The 25,117-nt window shown below is 45.9% G+C and carries 8 protein-coding genes; all 8 read right to left on the reverse strand.

Translation table 11 applies throughout. The features are described 5' to 3' along the window. Positions 1-25: 25 nt before the first annotated feature. Positions 26-7,399: a type I polyketide synthase gene (locus FD724_RS14760; protein ID WP_218651525.1), complete on the reverse strand. Its 7,374-nt coding sequence runs from the start codon at positions 7,397-7,399 to the stop codon at positions 26-28. A 13-nt stretch (positions 7,400-7,412) separates the two neighbouring features. Further along, positions 7,413-8,900, reverse strand: coding sequence for a type I polyketide synthase (locus tag FD724_RS14765; protein ID WP_179073143.1), 1,488 nt, complete (start codon positions 8,898-8,900; stop codon positions 7,413-7,415). A gap of 263 nt (positions 8,901-9,163) precedes the next feature. Continuing rightward, positions 9,164-9,427: a phosphopantetheine-binding protein gene (locus tag FD724_RS14770; RefSeq protein WP_179073144.1), complete on the reverse strand. Its 264-nt coding sequence runs from the start codon at positions 9,425-9,427 to the stop codon at positions 9,164-9,166. Between the two features lie 59 nt (positions 9,428-9,486). Continuing rightward, positions 9,487-10,233, reverse strand: a complete 747-nt coding sequence (locus FD724_RS14775) for a polyketide synthase (RefSeq protein ID WP_179073145.1) — start codon at positions 10,231-10,233, stop codon at positions 9,487-9,489. A gap of 192 nt (positions 10,234-10,425) precedes the next feature. Next, entirely contained in the window at positions 10,426-11,235 is an 810-nt protein-coding gene (locus tag FD724_RS14780; protein ID WP_179073146.1) for an enoyl-CoA hydratase/isomerase family protein, read from the reverse strand. Beyond that, complete coding sequence (locus tag FD724_RS14785; protein ID WP_179073147.1) at positions 11,226-12,452, reverse strand: hydroxymethylglutaryl-CoA synthase family protein; 1,227 nt, start codon at positions 12,450-12,452, stop codon at positions 11,226-11,228. The genes FD724_RS14780 and FD724_RS14785 overlap by 10 nt, the downstream gene beginning before the upstream one ends. Next, positions 12,440-19,435, reverse strand: coding sequence for a type I polyketide synthase (locus FD724_RS14790; RefSeq protein ID WP_179073148.1), 6,996 nt, complete (start codon positions 19,433-19,435; stop codon positions 12,440-12,442). The genes FD724_RS14785 and FD724_RS14790 overlap by 13 nt, the downstream gene beginning before the upstream one ends. Next, a complete protein-coding gene (locus tag FD724_RS14795; RefSeq protein ID WP_179073149.1) occupies positions 19,432-25,113 on the reverse strand; it encodes a type I polyketide synthase in 5,682 nt (1,893 codons plus the stop codon). The genes FD724_RS14790 and FD724_RS14795 overlap by 4 nt, the downstream gene beginning before the upstream one ends. Positions 25,114-25,117: the final 4 nt, after the last annotated feature.

Below are 25,117 nucleotides of genomic sequence, written 5' to 3' on the forward strand. Positions count from 1 at the left end.
TCGCTAAACATCCTGTTGGTTGGGATTAGATTTTTTTCATTAATTCATCAATGCTGGCTAATTCTGCCGCTAGCGATCGCTCTAGTTCTGTTTGCGAAAGCTGTTGAATATCGCTGATTTCGGTGTCGGAGCGATCGCTTTTTCGCGGTGGAGATGCAGTTTTCACATCCAAGACATCGTTAGTGAGATATTTAGTTAAGGTTTCTAAGGTGGGATAATCAAATAACAAAGTGGTTGGCAGAGAAGACTCCAGACTGGATTGCAGGCGATTTCTCAACTCGATTGCCATGAGTGAATCTAAGCCCACTTCAAATAAACGCTGACGCGGTTGCAGTTCCTCAGATGAATTGAGCCGTAAGATTTTCGCTACTTCGTCACGGATGTAATTAAATAAAATTTGCTGAATATCTGCGGGGTGAGCCTCCTGGAGTTGTCGTAAAATATCTGGTTTCGCTGCTAAAACTGGCTGTGCAGTCTCTTGGTTTTGCCTTGAATCAACAAACTCACTCAGCAAAGGCGGTACTTTCTGGGTGTAGTAGTGGGTGATAAATTTTGACCAGCGCACTGGTAAAACCGCAACTTGTCCAGTATTGGCTTGATGCGTCAATGCTGCCAAGATTTGTAATCCTTGTTGGGGTAAAATTTGCTCTACTCCCACTGGAGAACCTGTAGAGGTTGCAGCCATTCCCACTTCCGCCCACGCCCCCCAGTTGATACTCAATCCCGCCAGCCCTTGGGAGCGACGATAATCGGCTAACCCATCAAGAAAGGCGTTTGCTGCTGCGTAGTTTGCTTGTCCTCTAGTTCCCAACACTGAAGCAACGGAGGAGAACAACACAAATAATTCCAAAGGTTTATCTTGAGTCAGGATATGTAGATTCCAAGCACCCTGTACTTTCGGAGCCATCACTCTAGTAAATCGCTCCCAGTTTTGTTGGAGTAAAATGCCATCGTCTAGAATTCCGGCTGCATGGATAACACCTCGTAAGGGAAACTGAGGTTCAATGCTGTCGAGTAGGGTTTGTACTTGTTCAAGTTGTGTAATATCTGTTTGGGCTACTGTAACTTGTACGCCAGCATTTTCCCAAGAAGCGATCGCACTTTTAGCTTTATCAGATGGCGATCGCCTACCCACTAATACTAAATGTTGCACACCTCGCTCAACCAACCAATTCGCTACTGTTAACCCCAGTCCTCCTAGTCCGCCTGTAATCAGGTAAGTCCCAAAGGAAGGGTTAAAGGAAGCAGAGAAATCTATGGTGTTGGGAACGCGTTGCAAACGGGAAACATAGCGCTGATTTCCCCGTAAGGCGACTTGTTCGCCCAATTCTGGATGAGAAAGTTCTGCCCACAACTGAGTTGCAGCTTCTACAGTTGAACTTTGGGGATCTAAATCAATTAGCCCTGCAAAAACTTCGCTATATTCTGTTGCTATAACTCGCCCCAATCCCCAGAGAGGTGTTTGAGATAGGGCGATTTCAGATTGTAGATTAATTGACTGGCTACCCCTAGAAATCAACCACAGCCTAGCAGTCTGCCAACCCAAAAATGCTGCGTGATGGCTGGGGAAAGGGGAAGGGGTAAGGGGTAAGGGATTTGAAACCTTTCCCCCTTCCCCTTTACCCTTTACCCCGCCAAGTTCACTTGGCGAACTACTAGCTAGTGGGGAATTTATCCGAGCTAAGGCTTGAGTTAAATGTAAAACACTACCACAGACACGAATTTGTGTAGAATCTAGCAAATCTCCAGTAGCTAAACTCCACAAATGTACAATGTGGAGAGCTATTCCTGGTTTAATTGAGACTTCTTGAAGCAGTTGGTCGAAATGCTGGGGTTCGGCTGGATTAATGTAAATTTTACCTTCTTTCAAAGATTGGTAAGTAGAACCAGGGATGACTGCCACACAGGATTTACCTTCTGCCTGCAACAATTTCACTAATTCTGCGCCTACACCATCTTCATCAATTAGAAGTATCCAATATTGCTGTTGTGCTACTAAAGATGACTGCGTAATTGTTCGTTCTTGGAGTTGCCAAGTGATTTGATAAAGCCAGTCTTGGAGATTTGGCTGCTTGAGTAATGCTTGCTGTGGCGATCGCTTTAAACAGAGTTCGGAGAATTGAGCGATCGCTTGTCCAGATTCATCTAATAACTGTACATCTCCTACTATCACCTCTGGATTATTGGTTTGCAGGCGGGCGTGACACCATAAGGGCTGACTCAAGTCCAGATTTTGCCAGAGATGAAAGCCACTTAAACTAATCGGTACATAAACATCAGCATCTCGAATCTCTGCTGGTAAAGTACCTCCCAACAGTCGCAAACAAGAATCTATCAGCCCCGGATGTAATGGATATAACTTAGTCTCTGTTTCACAACCCGGTGGTAATTGCATCTGACAGATGGCTTCCCCATCTCGTCGCCAGAAATCACCAATCCACTGAAAACTTACACCCAAATCTAGCCCAGCATCTCCGACATCCTGATAAAATACCTGCGAACCAGTGGATTTTTCAGGACAACGCGCCTTTATTTCTCCCCAAGACCAAGTTTCTCTAGTAGCAGACAAGGTAGATAACTCACCAGTTGCATGGAGACACCACTGCTCATTACCCTCTAAGCTGAATAGTTCAAAACTATAATCCTGATTTTTGCCCAGCTGCAAAATCAATTGCACTTTGACGCTGCTATCTTCAGCTATGATTAGCGGTTCTCGAAACGTAATCTGTTGAAGAGACACTGCATTAGTTCCGAAAATCTGCTTACCTGCTAGGGTCAACATAGCAATATAAGATGCTCCTGGTGCAACTATCGAGCCGTAGATACGGTGGTCGGCTAGAAAGGATAAGTTATCTGTGTGGAATTCGCTCTCAAATACTAGACTCTTGAAGAGTGGAGAATGTAAGCGTTGACCTAACAGGGGATGCAATTGTGAGTGTACTGCTAGTTTTTTGGGAGTGGTTTCAAACCAGTAGCGTTGGTGCTGCCAAGGATAGTTGGGTAATATTACTTTATTTCGTGTATAGCCGTTCTCGAATCGGAGCCAATCAATTTCTACTCCCTGGAGATATAACTGGCTCAAACTTTCTAAAATTTGTTGCCAATCTTCCTTGCCTTTGCGTAGCGAAGCTAGCCATAAACACTCATTATCCAACTCTTCTGGACAATCCCGGCGTGCCATGCCGATTAAAGTGGGATGAGAACCGACTTCTAAAAATACTTTGTATCCTGCGGTATAAAGTGCTGACATCCCTTGAGCAAAATAGACACTGGCTTGGATATGCTCAACCCAATAGCTGGCACTAGACATCTCTGCATTAGTTATCAAGTTTCCACTAACATTAGAAACGATTTCCAGTTTGGGGGAATGATAGGTGATTTGCTGGGCAACTTGCTCAAACTCTGCCAACATTGATGCCATTAACGGCGAGTGGAAGGCATGAGATACTTGCAAAATTCGCGTTTCGATGCCTTGACTTTCTAGTTTTTGCAAAACTGCTGTTAATGCCTGTATCTCGCCTGAGATAACTAAATTTTGCTGTCCGTTATAGGCAGCAATGCTCAGTTGTTGAGGATAGAGGGCAATCAAGGGTTCTACAACTTCTACGCCAGCGAAAACCGCAGCCATCCCTCCTGTTTGCGGTAATGCTTGCATCAAACGGGCGCGGTGGGCAATCAATTTTAATCCGTCCTCAAGGGAGAAAATACCAGCCACACAAGCAGCCACATATTCCCCGACACTATGACCAAGCACCGCAGAGGGACGGATACCCCAAGAAATCCACAGTTGCGCCAAGGCGTATTCTAGGGCAAATAAGGCTGGTTGAGTGTAGGCGGTTTGGTCGAGGAGTGGATTTTCTGTGATGTCAGCAAAGATGACTGATAGGATGGATTTGTTTAGGAAAGGTTGGAGAATGCGATCGCATTCATCCAACATCCAACGAAAACCAGGTTGGGTTTCATACAGTTGTCTTCCCATCCCTACATACTGCGACCCTTGCCCAGTAAATAAAAAGGCGCATCTAGTGAAATTACCACTATCTAATTGATAGTCATAATCTGCTTCCTCCAGCTTTGCTTGCATCTCGGCATGAGATGAGGCAACAACAGCCAAACGATGAGAAAAATGAGAACGTCCAATTAGGGCAGTGTGGGTAATATTAGCCAAAGAAATATCGCCATGCTTACCCAAATACTCGATATATTGTTCAGCTAATTGCCGCAGAGAATTGGGATGTTTAGCAGAAAGGCAGAGTAAGTGTAAAGGACGCTCAATTGTAATTTCTTCTCCCCTGCTCCCCCGCTCCCCCGCTCCCCTGCTCCCCTGCTCCCCTGCTCCCCCGCTCCCCTGCTCCCCTGCTCCCCTGCTCCCCCGCTCCCCTGCTCCCCCTGCTTTCTCCAAAGGTGCTTCTTGTACAATCACATGAGCATTAGTACCACTCATCCCGAAAGAACTCACCCCACCAATCCGCGCCGAGTCCTTAACTACCCAAGATTGCCCAGATGTAGGGATACTCAATGGCAATTGCTCCCAAGCAATCATCGGATTAGGTTGTTGCAAGTGCAGGTGTGGCGGAATTTCTTGATGCTGTAGAGCCAAAACAACCTTCATCAAACCTGCTACTCCAGCAGCCGCTTCTAAATGACCAATGTTAGTTTTAACAGAACTAATTACTAGTGGCTGTTCAAAAGAACGTCCTGCACAGAGTACAGATGCTAATGCACCAACCTCAATCGGATCTCCCAAGGATGTGCCAGTCCCATGAGCTTCGATATAACTCACCTGCTGGGCTTCTACATTGGCGTTAGCTAATGCTTGATGTAACAATTCTTGTTGCGCTGTTGTACTGGGGACGGTAAAACCACTGCTACGTCCATCATGATTCACTGCTGAACCCCGAATTACTGCCAAGATTGGGTCATTATCAGCTAAAGCTTCAGAGAGTCGTTTCAGGACAACTACACCACATCCCTCTCCTCGAACAAAGCCATTAGCTGAAGCATCAAAGGTTTTACAGCGTCCATCGGCAGCTACAGCCTTGGATTTTGATAAGAAAATATTCGTCTCCGGTAGAAGTATCAAGTTTACGCCACCCGCCAATGCTAAATTGCACTCTCCACGCCGCAGGCTTTGAACTGCTAAATGAATGCTAACCAGCGAGGACGAACAAGCAGTATCCACTACCAAGCTAGGCCCGCGCAGCCCTAAGCTATGAGATATCCTTCCAGCCGCCGCACTACCAATACCGCCTGTACCGTAATAAGCATCAATTGTTTCTGGGTCTTTGTGCTGAATTTGCAGTTGCATATACTCGTTGGAAATCAGCCCAATGAACACACCTGTCTGAGTTCCTACAAGATTCTGTGGTGCAACAGCCGCATTTTCTAAAGCTTCCCAACTTACTTCTAACAATATGCGTTGTTGTGGGTCGAGGCTGATGGCTTCACGGGGACTGATACCGAAAAACTGCGCGTCAAATTGGTCAATGTCTGTAATAAATCCCCCGTGACGGGTGTACATTTTACCTGGTGTTTCTGGTTCTGAGTCAAAGTAATTATCTAAGTTCCAGCGTTGCGAGGGAATTTCTGTAATAGCATCGATACTTTTTTGGAGGATTTGCCAGAACTGTTCGGGATTATTTGCACCTCCAGGAAAGCGACAACCCATACCAATAATGGCGATATCTTCAGTAGAGACGCGATTAATCGCGTCTTTACAAGAGTGCGGGAGGTTTTCATGGTTGGTGGAGGGAGAATCTAAACCCAAGACTTCCCTACCCAAATATTCTGTGAGCGTGGCAATTGTGGGATAATCAAATGCCAAGGTAGCGGCTAGGGAATAAGAATGTCCTAGTTGCGTTTGAATGCGGTTTTTTAACTCAATTGCCATCAGAGATTTCATCCCCAAGGTAGCAAATCCCTCGTTTGGGTTGAGTTTCTCTGTTGGTTCCAGTCCCAGAACAGTTGCTACCTCCGTTTGCACGTAGGCTTGCAGTTTTTCCCAACGCTGACTAGCTGACATCTCCTCTAAATTCAAGTTTTCCCACAGTGGAGATGCTGAATTTTGCGTCTCTACAAAATTTATCTCCGGTGTTTGCGTTCCCGCGTCTATCCAATGGCGCTTTCTTTGGAAAGGGTAAGTTGGTAGTTCTAGGCGCTGGTGTTGGTAATAGCGGTCAAATCCTGCCCAGTTAACATCTGCCCCCTGTACATACAATGCACTCAGTGTTGATAATACCTGCTGCCAATCCTCAAATCCTTCTTTCAGGGAAGATAACCAAATCTCCTCGCTTTGGGGTTGATATCGCTTACCTGCTTCCGCTAAGGTCGAACTCGGCCCTAATTCCAGAAGCAGGTTACAACCTTGAGCAATTAAGGTATCAACTGCCGTTGAAAATTGTAATGTATCTCGTAGATGATTGCGCCAATGTTGGGGTGCGATCGCCTCGACTAATTTTCCAGTCACACTAGAAACCCAATTTATCTGCGGTGGGTTGTAGGTGAATGTGGCGGCCAGTTCCTCCATTGCATCCAATATTGGCTCCACGACTGGAGAGTGAAAAGCTTGATTTATCTTCAGCTTGAGAAAAGCTATGCCCTCACTTTTCAACTGTTGTAAAATTTGCTGCACAGCCTGACTTTCACCAGCAATCAAGATTTCTTCTTGGCCGTGGATGGCAGCGATACTAACCTGATGCTGATAGGCTAAGAGTACTTCTGTTACCTTATTTAATGAGGTATATACCCAAGCCATAGCCCCAGTTTGCGGTAACTGCTGCATCAATTGTCCCCGCTTTGCCACGAAAATTAAGGCATCTTCCAAGCTGAGAACACCCGCAACACAAGCAGCGACATATTCACCTAAGCTGTAGCCCATGACACAATGCGGCTTGATTCCCCAGGAACGCCACATTTCTGCTAAGGCGAACTCTAGAGCAAACAAAGCAGGTTGGGTGTAAGCGGTTTCGTGTAGTAATAGTTTGCTACCAGATTCAGGATAGAGTATTGATAATAAAGACTTATTTAAATGAGGGGTGAGTAGGCGATCGCAACGTTCTAGCACCTCACGAAATACAGGTTGTGTATCGTAGAGTTGACGACCCATATCAACGTATTGCGTTCCCTGTCCTGTAAACAAGAATCCAACTTTAGTAGAGTTCTGTTGACCATAAAACCATTCTCCCGCTTCTTGTCCACTGGCGAAGGCTGATAATTCTTGTTGCAAGCCTTCCAATGTATCCGCCGGAATAGCCAAGCGGTGTTTCAAAGCTGCTCTACCTACATTCGCTGAATAGCAAATATCCGGCAGAGAAATATTGACAGATTTAGCAATATGTGTATCGTAAAGACTAGCTAATTCTCGTAATGCCTTTTCACAGTTAGCTGATAGCGTCAACAAATGTAACGGACGCTCAATTGTATTTTCTCCTCCTCTGCCCCCCTGCCCCCCTGCTCCCCTGCCCCCTGCTCCCCTGCTCCCCTGCCCCCCTGCTCCCCTGCTCCCCTGCCCCCCTGCTCCCCTGCTCCCCTGCCCCCCTGCCCCCCTGCTCCCCTGCTCCCCTGCCCCCTGCTCTCTCCAATGGTGGTTCTTCTAAAACAAGATGGGCATTAGTTCCCCCCAAACCAAAGGAATTGATTCCAGCCAAACGAGGTGTATCGTTCAATTCCCAAGGACTTGCTGTGGTGGGAATGATAAAGGGAAAATCATCCCCAATATCTGGATTTAGGGTTTGAAAATGCAGGTGTGGTGGAATTTCTTGGTGTTGGAAACACAATAAAACTTTAATTAAAGCAGCAATTCCCGCAGCCGGTTCTAAATGTCCAATGTTGGTTTTGACGGAACTGAGAAAACACGGTAGAGTATCCCCCTCTGGCCGCAAAACTGCTTTGAGGGCGCTGGCTTCTGTCACATCAGCCAAGGGTGTGCCGACTCCGTGGGCTTCAATATAGCTAATTTGTTGTGGTTCAACTCCAGCATTTGCCAACGCCTGACTGATGACTGACTGCTGTGCTAGTTGATTGGGTGCGGTCAAGTTTTTCCCAAAGCCATTTTGATTAACGGCTGAACCCCGGATAATTCCTAAAATCTGGTCTTTGTCCCTAATTGCATCTTCTAAACGCTTGAGCAAAACTAAACCGCAACCTTCACCCCGCACGTAACCATCAGCAGCCGCATCAAAACTTTTGCAACAATTATCTGATGTCATCATCCAAGCTTGGGATAATGCGATGTTAGCTTTGGGTGACAAAATCAGGTTGACAGCCCCTACCAAAGCTTGGTCAATTTCTCTTGTTTGCAGACTTTGACAGGCAAGATGGATGGCAACCAAGGATGAAGAACAGCCAGTGTCTAATGCTAGACTCGGCCCTTGCCAACCAAAGAAGTAAGACAGGCGATTTACTGTTGTACAGAGGGCATTGCCTGTCACATAATAAGCATTTAGTTGAGTCAAATCCTCAAAGCAAACATTGGCATAATCGTTGCTACCAATGCCTATGTATACTCCTGTTTGACTTCCTGAAACTTGTTGCGGATTTAAACCAGCATTTTCTAAAGTCTCCCAAGCTACCTCTAGTAACAAACGCTGCTGCGGGTCTGTACTTGCGGCTTCACCGGGAGAAATGCCGAAGAATTTAGCATCAAACTGGTCTACATTTTCCAGAAACCCTCCCCAACGGCTATTCATCGTTCCAGGGGTCGCCAAATCGGGGTCGTAGAGGTCATCCACTGACCAACGATTGGCGGGAACTTGTGTAATAGCATTCATCCCATCCCGCAGCATTTGCCAGAATGCAGCAGGATTTTTCGCCCCAGGAAATCGGCATCCCATACCAATAACAGCGATGCCTACGGCGGGCAAAGCCAACGCTTCCTTTTTTTGTTGTTTAATGTTGTTCATAACAGGGGGAACTGGGAATTGGGGACTGGGGACTAGTATTTTGACTCAGCACTCTTAGGGATTTCCAAGAAATAAATTATCGAACCACAGAGGCACAGAGAACACAGAGAGAGGGGAAATACAGAGGGTTTTTGCGTCAGTTTTGGCATATTTTTTTATTTGGAAGTCCCTAACCAAAAAATGTACAAATAATTTGGGATAATTTATTTTCTGGAAGTCCCTTAACTCTTGTACAGACGCGATTAATCGCGTCTTAGCACTTTTCACCCTTGCTGTATCTTGATTTCAGCAAGTAAGTCTACAAGTTCTTGAATGTTCTTAACACTGCCGAGTTTGGTTCTAGGAACTTTCACTTTTAACTCTCTCATCGAAGCTGAGGCAATCTCTACTGCATCTAAACTGGTAGCACCCAAATCGCGCATTGATTTTGTTGGGTCGATGTTTGCGTTTTCCAAACCTTCGATGTTCAAGCGCATGTGTTTGGTAACTACATTCAGGACTTGTTGCTCAATTGTTTGTTGCACCATGATTTTTCTCCTAATCTCCAAAAAGAATAATTAAACGCCGATAAAATCTACTGTTATTGTTAGGAAATATACATATCTTTGACAATAGATTGGGTATCTGGATGATTAAAACATACAGTATGCATTAGATGTTCGCGGGACATAGCCTCTTGTAAAGCACGTTGGCGGGGAAGTGCTAAAGTATCCTTGAGCATTTCTAATACGTGCTTGGGTTTTTCGGCAATGTTGCGGGCAATATCCATCGCTGCTTCCATTACTCTTTGTTTGGGAACGACATCATTAAATAGTCTTCTCCCGTGTAGTTCTCTACCTTTGTAAAGTTTGGCAGTGAGGATCATTTCATGGGCAAATAATGGCCCAACTAATAATGAAAGTAAAGATGTTGTTCCCATTCCAGGGGTAAATCCTAATCCAGCAAAATTCACACCATAGCGACTTTCTTCTGCTGCTACAATTACATCGCAACATAAGGCAATTAATAATCCGCCTCCTACCGCGTGTCCTTCCATTGCTGCAATTATGGGAACGGGAAAGCGTAATAGTTGTGCTGGTAGTAAGAGGTCTTTAACTTCTGTGTCACCACTCAGTAATTTTTGCAGTACATCTAAGCTAGCACCACCACAAAAAACATTAGGAAGACCTGTTAGTAATAGTACCTTTAAATGAGGAGTTTTGGAGCATTCTACTAATGTTTTTAATAAATTATCAACTAACTCATCTGTGAGTCGATTATCGTTTTTTGGGTCGTTTAAGTTGATTTGACAAATTCCATCTTCTAAACATGAAAGAGTTACAATTTCAGACATAATACTAATTCGTAGTTCGTAATTAAGAGAGTCAGAATCCAATACGCTTGGGTTAAGGCTAGTACTCTTTGTTGAAGTCATTTTTTTAACGAACCACAGAGGCGCAGAGGACACAGAGAAAAGAGAGAAAGAGATGGAAAAAATGCTTAAATGAACTGTATTGAGTCAGAATCTAGCTTTATATTTGTAGGCTTATTTTGGATAATTAGTGGTATTCCTCCTATATTTTTGAAACCAGGGTGGTGAATAGCCTTCACTAAACTGATGGATGGCTGTGGTAATTTTGGGTTGTTCTAACCATTTCTGTAGGCGTTGCATGGCGAATTCGGTTTGGTGTCGCAAATCTTGACCGATAAATGTGTCAAAATATTGTTTGCTTTCAGCGATCGCTTCCGGTGAAGAATAAAATAAACGTTGAATCTGGCGGTTGAGTGTATCGTTCATCCCATCACTAGCTATTTCGTCCACCAGTCCCCAATTTTTGGCTTCGTTTCCATCAATACCTCTAGAACTAAGGGTGAGATATTTCACCTGGGAGGAGGAAAGACGACACAATAAAAAGGGCGTAATTACAGCAGGAATCATCCCCACCAAGACTTCTGACAGCATGAATAGGACATTTTCCTCGGCGAGTACGATGTCGGAGGCGGCGACTATACCCACACCACCACCTGTAACATTACCTGTCACACAGGTGATGACTGGTTTAGGAGAACTATAAATTAGTAACAGGCAATCACGAAAGGCTTGCAGTGGCCCTAAATTAGGACGGGAACCATTGGCAAAGATGGCGTTAAAGTCCATGCCTGTACAAAAGTCAGCACCTATACTAGAAATTACAATAACTCGACAAGTTGCATCAGCGATCGCATTTTGCAAAGCTTGATAAAACTGTGCCAACATCTCGCCGTTTAAGGCATTACCAGCTTCTGGCGCTGATAATGTGATGTGAGCGACTCCTGAATCTATTTGATACTCAATTGCTTTTAACTTTAGCTCCATTCGTATTGCCTGTAGTAATTTTTTACCTGTTTTAATACCAGTAGTTCCTGTCCGGCGTAGAGTTTGTCATAAGCGTTTTGGAAACTGTCTCTTTTGGGCTGATAATCAGGCGCATCAATATATTTTTCTCGTGCATATTCTAAAAGTTCGTATTCCATCAAAGATAATGGCAAACGTTCTTGCAAATGACGGTCAATATCCAAAGAACGGATGTATTCAATTGCTCCCGGACTAACAGTGCCGCGATAAAATTCACCTTGACAACCAGAACCATAGGCAAAAATCGAAATGCGATCGCCTGCGTGTAAATCCTGGGCATGATGTAACAAACTCAGCAAACACAAGAAAGTAGATGAACCATAAGTACTACCTACCTGCTGGGCGAAGTAAATACCTTCCTGTACCTTTTTTTGATAATTCTCCTCATAGATTTTCGAGTCGTTAACGTCAAATAAACTCAGCAAAGTCCGATGCGCTTGCAAGGGCATTCCCGGAAAAGGTGTGTGATAAATATGTTTTTGGAAATCTTTGTCATAATCTACTCCCCCCACAAGTTTTTCGTAGTGGGTGTAAGAGGCTTCCAAAGCGTCTAGGTAAGAATAAAGACTGGTTTGATTGTCGCCAATTTCAACTCTCGCAGTCGGACGGAAGGTATCAGAAATTTCATCAGTCCAAAAGCCTGCGGGATGCAAGTCAATTTCAAATACCTTGGGGTCGGTACTAATTAGCATGGCAATAGCCGCACCACCGCCAATAAAATTATCACGGTCATCAAGGTGGGGACGGCTATAGTCACAGCCGATAACTAATGCCTTTTTACCAGGGGTGAGTCCTCCTTGCAGCCACATTGCTGCGGTTTTGACGGCTGCTGTCAACCCGTAGCAGGCGTGTTTGAGTTCAAAGCTGCGGCAATGGGCAGGTAAATTACAATACCGATGCACCCAAGTAGATACAGGTTTGCCAAAATCCACAGCCGATTCTGTCGCCACAATCAACAATTCGATATCCCGCGCATCTTCTGGGGAAAGGAGCCGTTTGGCTGCATTCACCGATAAGGTAACTGTATCCTCGTAGGCAGGAATTACAGAACGTGTCTTTACTTTTACTTGTTTAGACACGTAATCCAAATCTTTACCTTGTAAATTAGCTAATTCCAGGGCATCAGCACAGAAACGCCCAGCGTATAAATTAATTTTCTCGATTCCTATTCGTTGCATAAATTTTCCTCCTTTTTGCTAAAGGATCTGATAACTGCCGGATCGAGCCAGTACCGCTTCCGTTCAAAGGGATAAGTCGGCAAGACCACACGACGGTGCTGATATTCTTGTTCAAATCCTTGCCAATCGATTGCTACACCATTGATATAAAGTGCAATCACGCTATGTAACAATACTGACCAGTCATCAATTGATTGTAACCAAGTGCCTTGCTGCTGGATCTCCGATAATTGGGGATCAGAGCCAATTTCTAAGAATAAATTGCACCCTTTTTGTGTAAGGGCTAACATTGCTCCTTTAAATAACGCTGGTGCTTGCCAGCATCGTCTCCAGTGGTCAATGTCTGGGATATAGTCAGCAGCTAACAGTTGCCCATAGAAGGTTGACACCATTGGAATTTGAGGCACTTGAAATCTCACCAGCTTGGCAATCGGCTCGAATTCTGCCCACGATTCCTGCTGAGTAATTAACCGCAAACCATCTTCCAGACTGAACACGCCAGCCACACAAGCGGCGGTATACTCGCCAACTCCGCTACCCATGACTACACTAGGCTGTACGCCCCAACTGCGCCAAAGTTGGGCTAAGGCGTATCCCAAGGCGAATACAGCAGGACGAGCGTAACGGGGTTGTGTTAACAGTGATTCATCTTCGAGGATTGCAAGTAGGGATTGTTGAAGATGAGGTTGTAGGAGGCGATCGCAATCTTCTATAATTTGGCGAAACTGCGGCTGGGTTTCATAAAGCTGCTTACCCATACCAACATACTGCGAACCTTCACCAGCAAAAATAAAGGCGACTTTTGGCTGACGTTGAGTATCAAGCTTACCGTACAGTACATCAACAATTTTTTCTCCTGTATTGAAAGCAGCAAGCGTATCTCGTAACTGCGCCTGGGAATTGACCACAAATGCCAGACGATGAGCAAAATGGCTGCGTCCCACATTAGCGGTATAGCAGATATCAGCCAAGCGATCGCCTGTATTTTCCTGTAAATATTGGTGGTAACGCTCAATCAAGTTTTGCAAAGCTGATTCACTTTTTGCTGACAGCGTGAGTATATGCAAAGGACGCTCTGTAATTTCTTCTCCCCTGCTCCCCTGCTCCTCTGCTCCCCTGCTCCTCTTCTCCCCTGCTCCTCTGCTCCTCTGCTCCCCTGCCCCCCCTCCTTTCTCCAAGGGTGCTTCTTCCACAATTGCATGAACATTAGTCCCACCAAAACCAAAAGAACTAATCCCTGCCAATCGCGGCTGCTCTCCTCGTTTCCACAGTTGTAAGGAGGTGGGAATTTGTAGCTGGGTTTGCTCCAAATTCAACACGGGATTGATAGTTTGCAAGTTGAGGTGAGGAGGAATCTGTTCTCGATGCAACAACAGCACTAGTTTAATGAAACCAGCTATCCCTGCGGCTGCTTCTAAGTGACCGATATTAGTTTTCACAGAACTAATCCGGCAAGGCTGATTGTCAGTACGACCTTCCTTGAGTACTGTCCACAGGGATTCTACTTCAATGGCATCACCCAAAGCTGTGCCTGTACCGTGGGCTTCAACATAACCAATGCGGTCGGGAGTGACGGCAGCATTTTGTAAGGCTTGGCGAATTACAGCTTGTTGGGCTAAACCATTGGGGGCTGTTAAACCATTGCTGCGTCCATCTTGATTGACAGCAGAACCACGCACCAGAGCCAGAATATGGTCGCCATCTTTGAGAGCATCGGATAAACGTTTGAGTACAACTACGCCACAGCCTTCTCCTCGGACATAACCATCAGCTCGGTGGTCAAATGTTTTGCAGTGTCCATCAGCAGCCATCATCCCAGCTTGGGAGCAGGCAACGGTAGTCAGTGGTGAGAGGATGATATTTACACCCCCTGCTAATGCCATATCACATTTACCGTTTCGCAAACTTTGGCAGGCTAAATCAACCGCTACCAAGGAAGAAGAACAAGCGGTATCAACTGCCATGCTGGGCCCGCGCAAATCTAAAAGATACGAAAGACGGTTTGCTGCAATACTCAAAGCCATCCCCGTACCGCCCCTTGGAGGTGGCTCTAGTTGTAGTGTGAAGTAATCCCAAGTGCTGATACCTGTGAATACTCCTGTTTGACTACCCGCCAGATGGTCAGAACTATAGCCTGCGTGTTCCAAAGCTTCCCAGGAAACTTCTAAGAGTAGGCGTTGCTGGGGGTCCATGCTGCGGGCTTCGCTGGCAGAAATACCAAAAAATTGGGGGTCAAAATGGTCTACATGATTGATGAAGCCGCCCCAGCGAGTATTCATCGTACCAGGGAAAGACAAGTCTGGATCGTAAAATTCATCTACATCCCAGCGATCGCCCGGTACTTCTCGAATTGCATCTGTGCTATTACACAAGAGTTGCCAGAAACTTTCTAAATCATCTGCCCCAGGGAATCTACAACTCATCCCCACAACAGCGATCGCTTCTGTAGATGATAATTCCCGACTCTCCACAGTCGGCGGTAATGCAGTTGTCGCAAATATCCCCAGTTCTTTACCTAAATACTCTGTCAAATTTGAGATGCTGGGATAGTCAAAAATCAAAGCTGCCGGTAAAGTTTTTCCTACCAACTTTCCGAGAGCATTTCGCAATTCTACCGCCATCAGGGAATCCATACCCATTTCTTGCAAGGGGCGTTCCGAGTCGATGGGGCGGCTATTATCTAACCTCAGCACTCTCACCACTTGGGCTTGTACGGCTGACATCAACAATTCCCGGCGATCGCTCACTGGTGTAGATTCCAATTGCCGTAGCAAGAAGGGCTGAGATGGTGATTGACTCACCTTGGTAGTAAATTGCTGCAACAATGGTAATTGTATAGCTGTAGAGAATTTATCCCAGGCGATCGGCACGACTCCAGCTTGAGTTTTCCCTTGTTTGAGCAGTTCTTCTAAGGCTCGCAATCCCTGTTCTGGAGTAATGTAACTAACTCCGTTCTCAGTACTCCACAGGTTGCGATTATTTAATTGGGCTGCCATACCTGCATCTGACCAAGGGCCCCAATTGATACTCAAAGCAGGTAAGCCTTGATATCGTCGATAGTGAGCCAGTGTATCTAAATACATATTGGCGGCAGCGTAGTTCCCTTGACCTGGGGAGCCTACTAAAGAAGCCACGGAAGAAAACATGACGAAGAAATCTAGGGGACAGTCACGGCTGAGAAGATGCAAATTCCAAGCCCCATCGATTTTGGGAGCTAAGACTTTGGCGAACCGTTCCCAAGTTTGTCGCAGTAGTATGCCATCGTCTAATACTCCTGCTGCATGGATAATGCCGCGTAAAGGATAATTCAGGTTTAGTAGGATGGTGCTAAGTTCAGCTTGATTGGTGACATCTGCTAAGGCAACCTGAATATGTGCGCCGTCCTGTTCCATCTCCTGAATAGCTGCTTGCGCTTGTTCTCCAGGAGAACGACGGCTGAGTAACAACAGATGACGCGCCCCCTTTTCTAGCAGCCAACGGGCTACCTGTAATCCCAAAGCACCCAATCCACCTGTGATTAAGTAAATGCCATCGGTTTGGAGGCTCAAAGGTGAGGTGGATACACTTGCAACTGTCCGCGTCAGTCGAGCCACGTAACGTTGCTGTTGGCGAAAAGCTAGTTGATTTTCTTGGCTCTTTGATTGAGATAGTTCGGCGGCCAATAGGTTAGCCGCTTCCTCTGGAGTGCTTGCTGGGTCTATATCTATAATGCCTCCCCAGATTTCAGCAGACTCCATTGCTATGACTCGACTCATACCCCAAAGCGGTGCTGCGGCGATCGCCAATTCTTTGCTAATTTCCCCTACAGGCTGCGCGCCTTGGGTTACTAGCCATAGTTTGACTGCTGGTAATTCTACTTGTGCCAAGGTTTGTAGTAAGTCTAGTACGCTACCACAATTAACTAACTGTTCAGTGTTATCCAAACTCCACAGATGGACAATCTGTAAGTTGGAGACTTTAGAGACGCGATGAATCGCGTCTGTACAAGACGCATCTGTACAGTAAAGTAGGGTGGTGGTGTGTCCTTGGGCTTGTAGTATGCGTTCTAGGGTTTCACCGATGCCGGAGCGATCGCTAAAAATTAACCAATGGGTAGGAGCAATGGTCTGTTGTTTGGTTAATAATGGTTGCGGTTGCCATTGGATTTCGTACAGCCAATCTGATAATTCTGAAGCGGTGGTGGAAATAACATTGGGCTGTATTGGCTCAATCCAATAGCGTTTACGTTGCCAAGGATAAGTCGGTAACTGTACAAATTTGCCACTGTTGGGATACAAGTTATCCCAGTTAACTTTATGTCCTAAAGTGTAGAGTTTGGCTAATGACCTGAAGCTGACTGTAGAATCTCCTCGCTGCATCGTTGGTAAAACTGTTCCCTGCTGCTGAGTCTGACTGAGGCACTCCAGCATATCTTTGGCGAGGACAGAATGAGGGGCAACCTCTACAAACAGGTCGTATCCAGCTTGGATTAGACTATCCATTGCCTCGGCAAACCGTACAGATTGCCGCATATTCCGCCCCCAATAGGCAGCGTTAAAAAGAGGCAGGGGGGCAGAGGAGCGGAGGGGGGGAGGGGAATCTTCTGGTTGACAGCTAACGGTGGAGAAAATCTGTAAATATGGCGATTTTGGCTGGATATCTTGGAGAATTTTCTCTAATTCTCGACTGTAGTCGTCCATCTGCGGGCAGTGAAAAGCGTAATTCACTGGTAAGCGGCGGTAGAATACTCCTTGCTGTTCGACTTTTTCTAGGATAATTTCAATTGCCTCGGTTGCACCGGAGATGACTGTTGAGGAAGGACTGTTGATGGCAGCGATCGCTATTTTGTCTTGATAAGGTTCAATCAGTTCTGCCACTGCTTTGTGTGGTAAATGCAGCATTGCCATTTTGCCGTGGCCTGTTGCTTGCTGCATCAGTTTGGCACGTTGTACCACAATCCACAAAGCATCTTTCAAAGTCAACACACCCGCCACGTGAGCAGCTGTAATTTCCCCAACGCTATGACCTACAACTGCACTCGGTTCCACACCCCAAGCCCGCCACAGCGCCACTAGTGCCACTTGCAGAGATAAAATTGCAGGTTGAGCAATTTCCGTTTCATCCAAACGGGATTTCTCTGGCAGTGCCGACAGTTCGGCAATTAGCGACCAAGATGTATGAGATTGAATGATGCGATCGCACTCCTCCAAAGCCTCCCGGAATATAGGCTCCTGTGTCAATAGTTCTTGCCCCATACCCAGCCATTGGGAACCCTGTCCAGAAAACACAAAGGCAATTTGCTGGCGACGGCTAGAACCTTGATATCCGCAATTAACATCAGAATTGGGAATATCTTCTAGAAAATCATGAAGTTGATTAGCTAATTCTTCCGCCGAATTTCCCACCAACCCCAAACGATATTCGTAATGAACGCGCCGCAAACTAGCTGTATAACAAATATCCTCAATATGTAGTGAATTTCCTGATAACAATTCTCGGTATGCTTTAGCTATTTCTTTGAGAGCCTCTGGGCTTCTAGCAGACAAGGGTAGAAAATAAACGCGATCGCTTTCATCATTCCCCCCGTCCCCTTGTCCCTTTGTCCCCTTGTCCTCTTCAACCGGTGCTGCTTCCAAAACCACATGAGCATTAGTCCCACTCATCCCAAAGGAGCTAACCCCAGCCAGCAGTCGGTCTGAAGTCCAGGGAGTAAGCTGAGTCGGAATAACTAACGGTAATTCCTGCCAATCGATATGCGGATTTGCTTGTTTGAAATGTAAATGTGGTGGAATTTGTCGATGCTGTAAAGCCAGAACTACTTTCATAATTCCGGCAATTCCGGCAGCAGCTTCTAAATGCCCGATGTTGGTCTTGACAGAACCAACAATTAATGAATTATCTTGACTCCTGCCAGCACAAAGTACCGATGCTAAGGCGCGAATCTCTATGGGGTCGCCTAAGACGGTTCCCGTACCGTGGGCTTCCACATAACCAATTTCCTGGGGTTGTACTGCCGCCGCCGCTAGTGCTTGGCGAATCACTGCTTGTTGAGCCGAGCCATTGGGGGCAGTCATACCGTTGCTGCGTCCGTCTTGATTAACGGCGGAACCACGAATCAAACCAAGGATGCGATCGCCATCTGTTAAAGCATCCCGCAAACGCTTGAGTACGACAACACCACAGCCTTCTCCTCGTCCGTAGCCATCGGCAGCAGCATCAAAGGTTTTGCAACGACCGTCTGCTGCTAAGGCTTTCACCTGACAAAAATAAATCGTGGTTTCTGGAGCCAGCATCAAGTTAACACCACCAGCCAAAGCCAAATTAGACTCGCGTTTGCGTAAGCTTTCACAAGCTAGGTGAATGGCTGTGAGGGAAGATGAACAAGCTGTATCTATGGTGATACTTGGCCCCTGTAACCCAAAAACGTAAGACAAACGACCAGAAACTACGCTGGGAGTGCAACCAATAAATGAGTAAGCATCAATGCGATTGGGGTCGCCGCTATTGATGTGGAAGCGGGCGTAGTCGTTGGTGGAAATGCCAATAAATACGCCAGTGGCACTACCTTCTAATTTCTCTGTGCTTTGTCCGGCATTTTCTAAGGCTTCCCAGGCAACTTCCAGCAACAATCGCTGTTGCGGGTCTATACTGACTGCTTCTCGCGGCGCAATCCCAAAGAAATCGGCATCAAAGCCATCAACTTGGTCGATAAAGCTACCCCGACGGGTGTACATTTTACCAGGAGTGTCAGGATGAGGCGTATAGTAACTATCGACCGACCAGCGATCGCTAGGAATTTCCCGGCTAGCATCAATACCTTGGCTCAATAATTGCCAATAGGTTTCGAGGTTGTTAACTCCTCCGGGAAATCGGCATCCCATACCGACAATGGCGATAACTTCTTGCCGATCCTGTTCAATGGCATCAAGCTTGGTGCGGAGTTCCTTTAGGGCGACTAATGCCCGCCGTAGCTGGTCAGTACGTTCTGGGGTGTTCATCTTCATGACTCATTAAGAGTTGCCAGTTCTTGAGCTAGTAAGGCTTCTAGCTCATCTTCGGAAAACTGTTCCATTTGCTCTACAGCCAAGTTAATCTTGCTAAGAGCAGTGGGTAGTTCCTTAGTTGCGGACGATGGGGTTTTGGGAATCACTAACTCAGCTAAATACTCAGACAAGCTTTCTAGGCTGGGATACTCAAAGACGAGGGTTGCAGGTAATGTTACTTTCAACAATTCCATGAGGGCGTTTCGCAGTTCCACTGCTGTCAGAGAATCCATACCCATTGTGTTAAAAGGCTTTTTCCCATCTACCTGGGCTGATTTCATCCGCAAGACTTTGGCAACCTCCCCTTGTACGGCTTCAAATATTAAGTCTTTGCGTCTGCTGGGGGGAGCGTTTTCTAAACGTTCGTATAACTGGGATGCTGGCGAAGATTTCGGTTGAGAAGAAAGCAGAGATTCTGGGTAGAGGAGCAGAGCAGAAAAAATATTTTCGTTACCAGCCCCTCCCCTTGTGGGCGGAAGTCCATTTTCTTTCCCCTCTGCTCCCCATCCCCTCTGCCCCTCTGCCTCTTTTTTCCCTCTAGGAAAGGCTTGAGTAAACTTGCTCCACTGCACTGGTATGACGGCAACTTGCGCGACATTATCAGTTAGTAGTTGTTCTAAAATTTTTAAACTTTGTTGCCAATCAATTGTATCTACGCCCCAAGTTGCCCAGCGTCGGACAATAGGATTATCTTGATGCGCCCAAGGTGCCCAGTTAACACTCAGAGCAGGTAAACCCAGAGATTGACGATAGTGGGCTAAAGCATCAACAAAAGCGTTAGCCGCAGCGTAATTACCTTGTCCAGGCGAACCTAGTAAGCATAATGCTGAGGAAAACATTACAAAGAAATCCAAGGGTATTTCCTTAGTAATCGTATGAAGATTCCAGGCTCCCGTTACCTTGGGTGCGAGGACTCTGGCAAAGCTCTCTCGTGTTTGGTGCAAGAGAAGGCTGTCTTGATGAATACCTTCGGCATGGATGATACCAGATAAATTTGGCAGTTTGTCTTCAATGTATTGCAGTACATTTGCGACTTGTTCTGACTTGGAGCTACTGAAGTTAAATAATACTACAGTTGGATTAATTGCGTGCATTTGCTTGAGGCGATCGCAAATTTCTGGTGCAGGTTCTCCTTCACCCATTAACACGAGGTGTTCAGCGCCTTTTTCAATTAGCCAACTGGCAAGATTCACGTGAATATCATCAAAACAACCCGTAATTAAATACGTAGCATTAGATTTAATTTTTATAGGTTCTACTGAGAATGATGGTTGATAGCGCAACAACCGAGGTACATAGCGTTGTCCAGCCCGAAAAGCGACTTGTTCTTCAGTTGGATGGTTAATTTCAGTCCACAAACTAGATGCTTGCTCGACTAAGCTAGTTCCTGGATCTAAATCGATTAATCCTCCCCACAAATCCGGGTGTTCTACAGCTAGGGTTCTTCCCAATCCCCAAAGAGGAGTTTGGGCAATACTCAATTCTCCTGGTTTTAACTCCACGGGTACACAACCCCGTGTTACTAACCATAACTTGGGTTGCTGAGATAATTCTGCGGCGACTAAAGCTTGAAGCAGAGCGGGGAAACTGGCAGAAGTTTTATCTGTTAAAGTCGAATCTATTCCCCACAGATAAATTACACCACGCCATTCTCGGTCTTCTGCACAATTTTCGAACAGTTGTTCAAAGTCTTGACGATGGTATTCCTGACTGGCAAAGACTAACTTGCAAGTTTGCCCAGATTGTTCTATGAACTCGGCTAATTCTACTGCGATCGCACTGTGGTCAGCTAGGATCAGCCAATGCCCTGTCGCATTAGCTTGGATAGACGACTGTAGGACTTTTGGTTGCCATTTAATTTCATACAGCCAATCATGTAAACTCTTCTGGGCAATGCGCTGTAAAGCTTTTCTGGGCGCACGTTTGAGGTGCATTTTCTCAACTTGGGCTACCACCTCACCAGCCGGATTTACAATACAGGCATCCACATCAAAGGTTTCTGGGTTGGGTGTATTACCAATGTGCAGACGCATATATGACCACAACTCAGTCGTGGGTTGCCCGTAAAAGCACAACTTATCTAAACCAATGGGGATGAACACATTATCTTCACTGGGTAAGTCAGCCAAAAACAACTGCAAGCAAGCATCAAATTGGGCTGGGTGCATATTATAATCACCCGCCTCTGCCATGATGGATACTGGCATTTGAATTTTTGCTAATACTTCGTCCTGGAGTTTCCAGAGTGTTTCTATACCCAAAAAGCTAGAGCCAAATTCTAGTCCGCGTTTGTGTAAGCAAGGATAGAACACTCCACCGGATATTTCTTGCAGACTGCGTTCTTGTAGTGCTGTGGGTGAGAAATCTGCAATGATTTGGTGTTCTGGTATAGGCTCAACTCGCAGCTTACCAGATGCGTGGAGATTCCAAGCTGTTCCGTCTTCTTTTTCCGGGGATGCCAAGCTGAAGATTTGGAAAGTATATCCTCTCTCATCTGGTGTGAGAAGTAATTGTGTAGTGCGGGTTTCACCCTCTGCCAGTACGAATGCCTCGCGGATAGCAACTTGTTCTAAAACACAAACACCCTTACCAAGGACTTCTGTAGCTGCTGCCCAAGCCATTTCTAAGTAGGCAACTGTGGGCACTACTACCATACCGTAGATACGGTGATCGTCAATAAAGGGTACATCGGCTATGCTGAGTTGTCTCTCAAAGATAATTGTGTCAGCTAAGGGCGATCGCAATCGTTGACCGAGTAAGGGATGTAATAGTTTTTGCAGGGGCGATCGCTTTTTCTTGCCATCACTCACCCAATAACGCTCTCTTTGCCAAGGATAATTCGGCAAAATCACCTGAGAGCGCGGATAATCAGTTTCAAACCCTCGCCAATCAACCTCTACCCCTGCAACATAGAGCTGTGCTACAGAATCTAACAACTGCTGCCAATCTTCTCTACCTTTACGCAGCGAAGCCAGCCATAATCCTTCCATATCCAAGTGTTCGGGACACTCGCGCCGTGCCATTCCCAATAATGTCGGATGGGAACCGACTTCTATAAATACCTCATATCGTGCCTGATACAACGTCTGCATACTGGCAGCAAATTGCACACTTGCGAGGATATGCTCTAACCAATAAGTTGCATTTGACATTTCCTCATGTCTGACAATCTTACCTGTGACATTGGAGATAATATCTAATTGCGGCTGTTGATATTTTACTGATGCTGCTACTTTGGCAAAGTCTATCAGCATTGGCTGCATTAAGGGCGAGTGGAAAGCATGGGATACTTGCAATCTTCTGGTTTCAATACCCTGGCTTTCTAATTTTTGCAGCACTGTTGTGAGTATCTCTAATTCCCCAGATAAAACAATACTGTGTTCGCCATTGATGGCGGCAATACTCAACTGTTGTGGATAGTCAATAATTAACGGTGTAACTTGCTCTAATGTGGTGAATACTGCTGCCATCCCTCCACCTTGAGGTAGTGCTTGCATTAAAGCAGCACGTTGCACAATTAATTTCAGTGCGTCTTCTAGGGAAAAGATGCCAGCAATGCAAGCAGCGACATACTCACCGACACTGTGACCTAAAACTGCTGTGGGACGGATACCCCAAGATAACCAAAGTTGAGCAAGAGCGTATTCTATAACGAATAATGCAACTTGGGTGTAGGCGGTTTGATCGAGGCGAGTATCTTCTAAATTGTCAGAGAATATCACCTGTAAAATTGATTCGCCTAACAAAGGTTGCAGTAAGGTATCGCATTGGTCGAGTGTTTGGCGGAAACTGGGCTGAGTTTGGTAAAGTTGCCGACCCATGTGGCAATACTGTGACCCTTGTCCAGTAAAGAGAAAAGCAATTTTTTTAGTTTGCTGGCTAGTCTGTCCGTGATGGATACCGATGACTTCGGTGGTGTCGAGGTAGGCTTGCAACTGTTGTTGCATTTGTGCGTTGTCTGCGGCGATGATTGCAAGGCGATGTGAGAAATGAGTTCTGCCAACTTGTGAGGTGTGGGTGATGTTGCCAAGAACTATATCTGGGTGAGATGAAAAGTATTTGATGTAGCGTTGTGCTAGTTCACTCAGAGCTTGGGGATGTTTGGCTGACAGTGTTAATAGATGTAAAGGACGCTCTGTAATTTCTTCTCCTCTACTCCCCTGCTCCCCTGCTCCCCTGCTCCCCTGCTCCCCTGCTCCCCTGCTCCCCTGCTCCCCTACCTCCCCTGCTCCCCCTACTTTCTTCACAGGTGCTTCTTCCAATACTACATGAGCATTTGTCCCGCTTGCGCCAAAGGAACTTACCCCAGCAATGCGGCGTTGTTCGTGTGGTAGCCAAGGTGTAAGCTCAGTCGGAACTGCAACTGGTAAATCCTGCCAAGCAATGTGAGGGTTGGGTGTTTTAAAATGCAGATGTGGTGGAATTTCTTGATGCTGTAGCGCTAAAGCTACTTTAATGATGCCAGCTACACCTGCTGCTGCTTCTGTATGACCAATATTGGTTTTGACAGACCCTAACATTAGGGGTTGATTAGCTGTTTTTTCTTTACCAAACACTGCACCCAAGGCATTTACCTCAATGGGATCTCCCAAAGATGTGCCAGTACCGTGGGTTTCGATGTAGCTAACTTGATGGGGTTCCAGTCCGGCGTTGGCTAATGCTTGCCGTACTACTGCTTGTTGTGCTAATCCGTTGGGTACGGTCAGACCACTGCTAGAACCATCTTGATTGACTGCCGAACCGCGAATCAAAGCTACGATGTTGTTACCGTCGGCTAATGCTTGGGAAAGGCGTTTCAGTACCAAAACACCACAACCTTCGGAACGTCCAAAACCATCCGCACTGCTATCAAAGGTTTTACAACGTCCGTCAGTGGCAATCATCTTGGCTTTACACAGCCTGACGTTCATCTCTGGTATGACAATTAGGTTAACACCAGCTGCGATCGCCAAATCACTTTCTTGATTACGCAGACTTTGACAAGCTAAATGAACTGCTACTAAAGATGACGAACAGGCGGTTTCTACAGCTAAACTCGGCCCCTGTAATCCTAAAAAATAAGATAATCTACCAGCTGCAAAATTAATTGCTCCACCAGAATTTGTATAAGCATTTATCAGTTCATCATCTGCAAGACCAGTTTGCAATTGCAGATAATCTGTGGTGGTAATACCAACAAAAACGCCTGTTTTACTTCTGTGCAATTGATTCAGAGGAATCCCAGCATTTTCCAGCGCTTCCCAGCTGACTTCTAACATTAACCTCTGCTGGGGATCGAGACTCTGCGCTTCCCGTGGCGAGATACCGAAAAATTCTGGCTCGAATTTGTCGATTTGACCAATAAAACCACCATATCGAGAATACATTTTGCCTGGTGCATCAGGATTAGGGTCATAATATGCGTCTGTGTCCCAACGGTCTGGCGGAATTTCGCTAATAGCGTCAACTCCGTTACGAAGATTCTGCCAAAATGCTTCGGGGTTATCACTTCCACCAGGAAATCGGCAACCCATACCAATAATCGCAATCGGTTCGGCGTTTAACAGTTCGATTCCATCAGTTTTGGCACGCATTTGTTGTACCAAGAGCGCTAGTTTAGTAGCTGAAAGATTCGTGATGCGCTCTGGAAGTTTACCCATAATT

The sequence above is a fragment of the Nostoc sp. C057 genome, from assembly GCF_013393925.1.
GTDB classification, from domain to species: Bacteria; Cyanobacteriota; Cyanobacteriia; order Cyanobacteriales; family Nostocaceae; genus Nostoc; species Nostoc muscorum_A.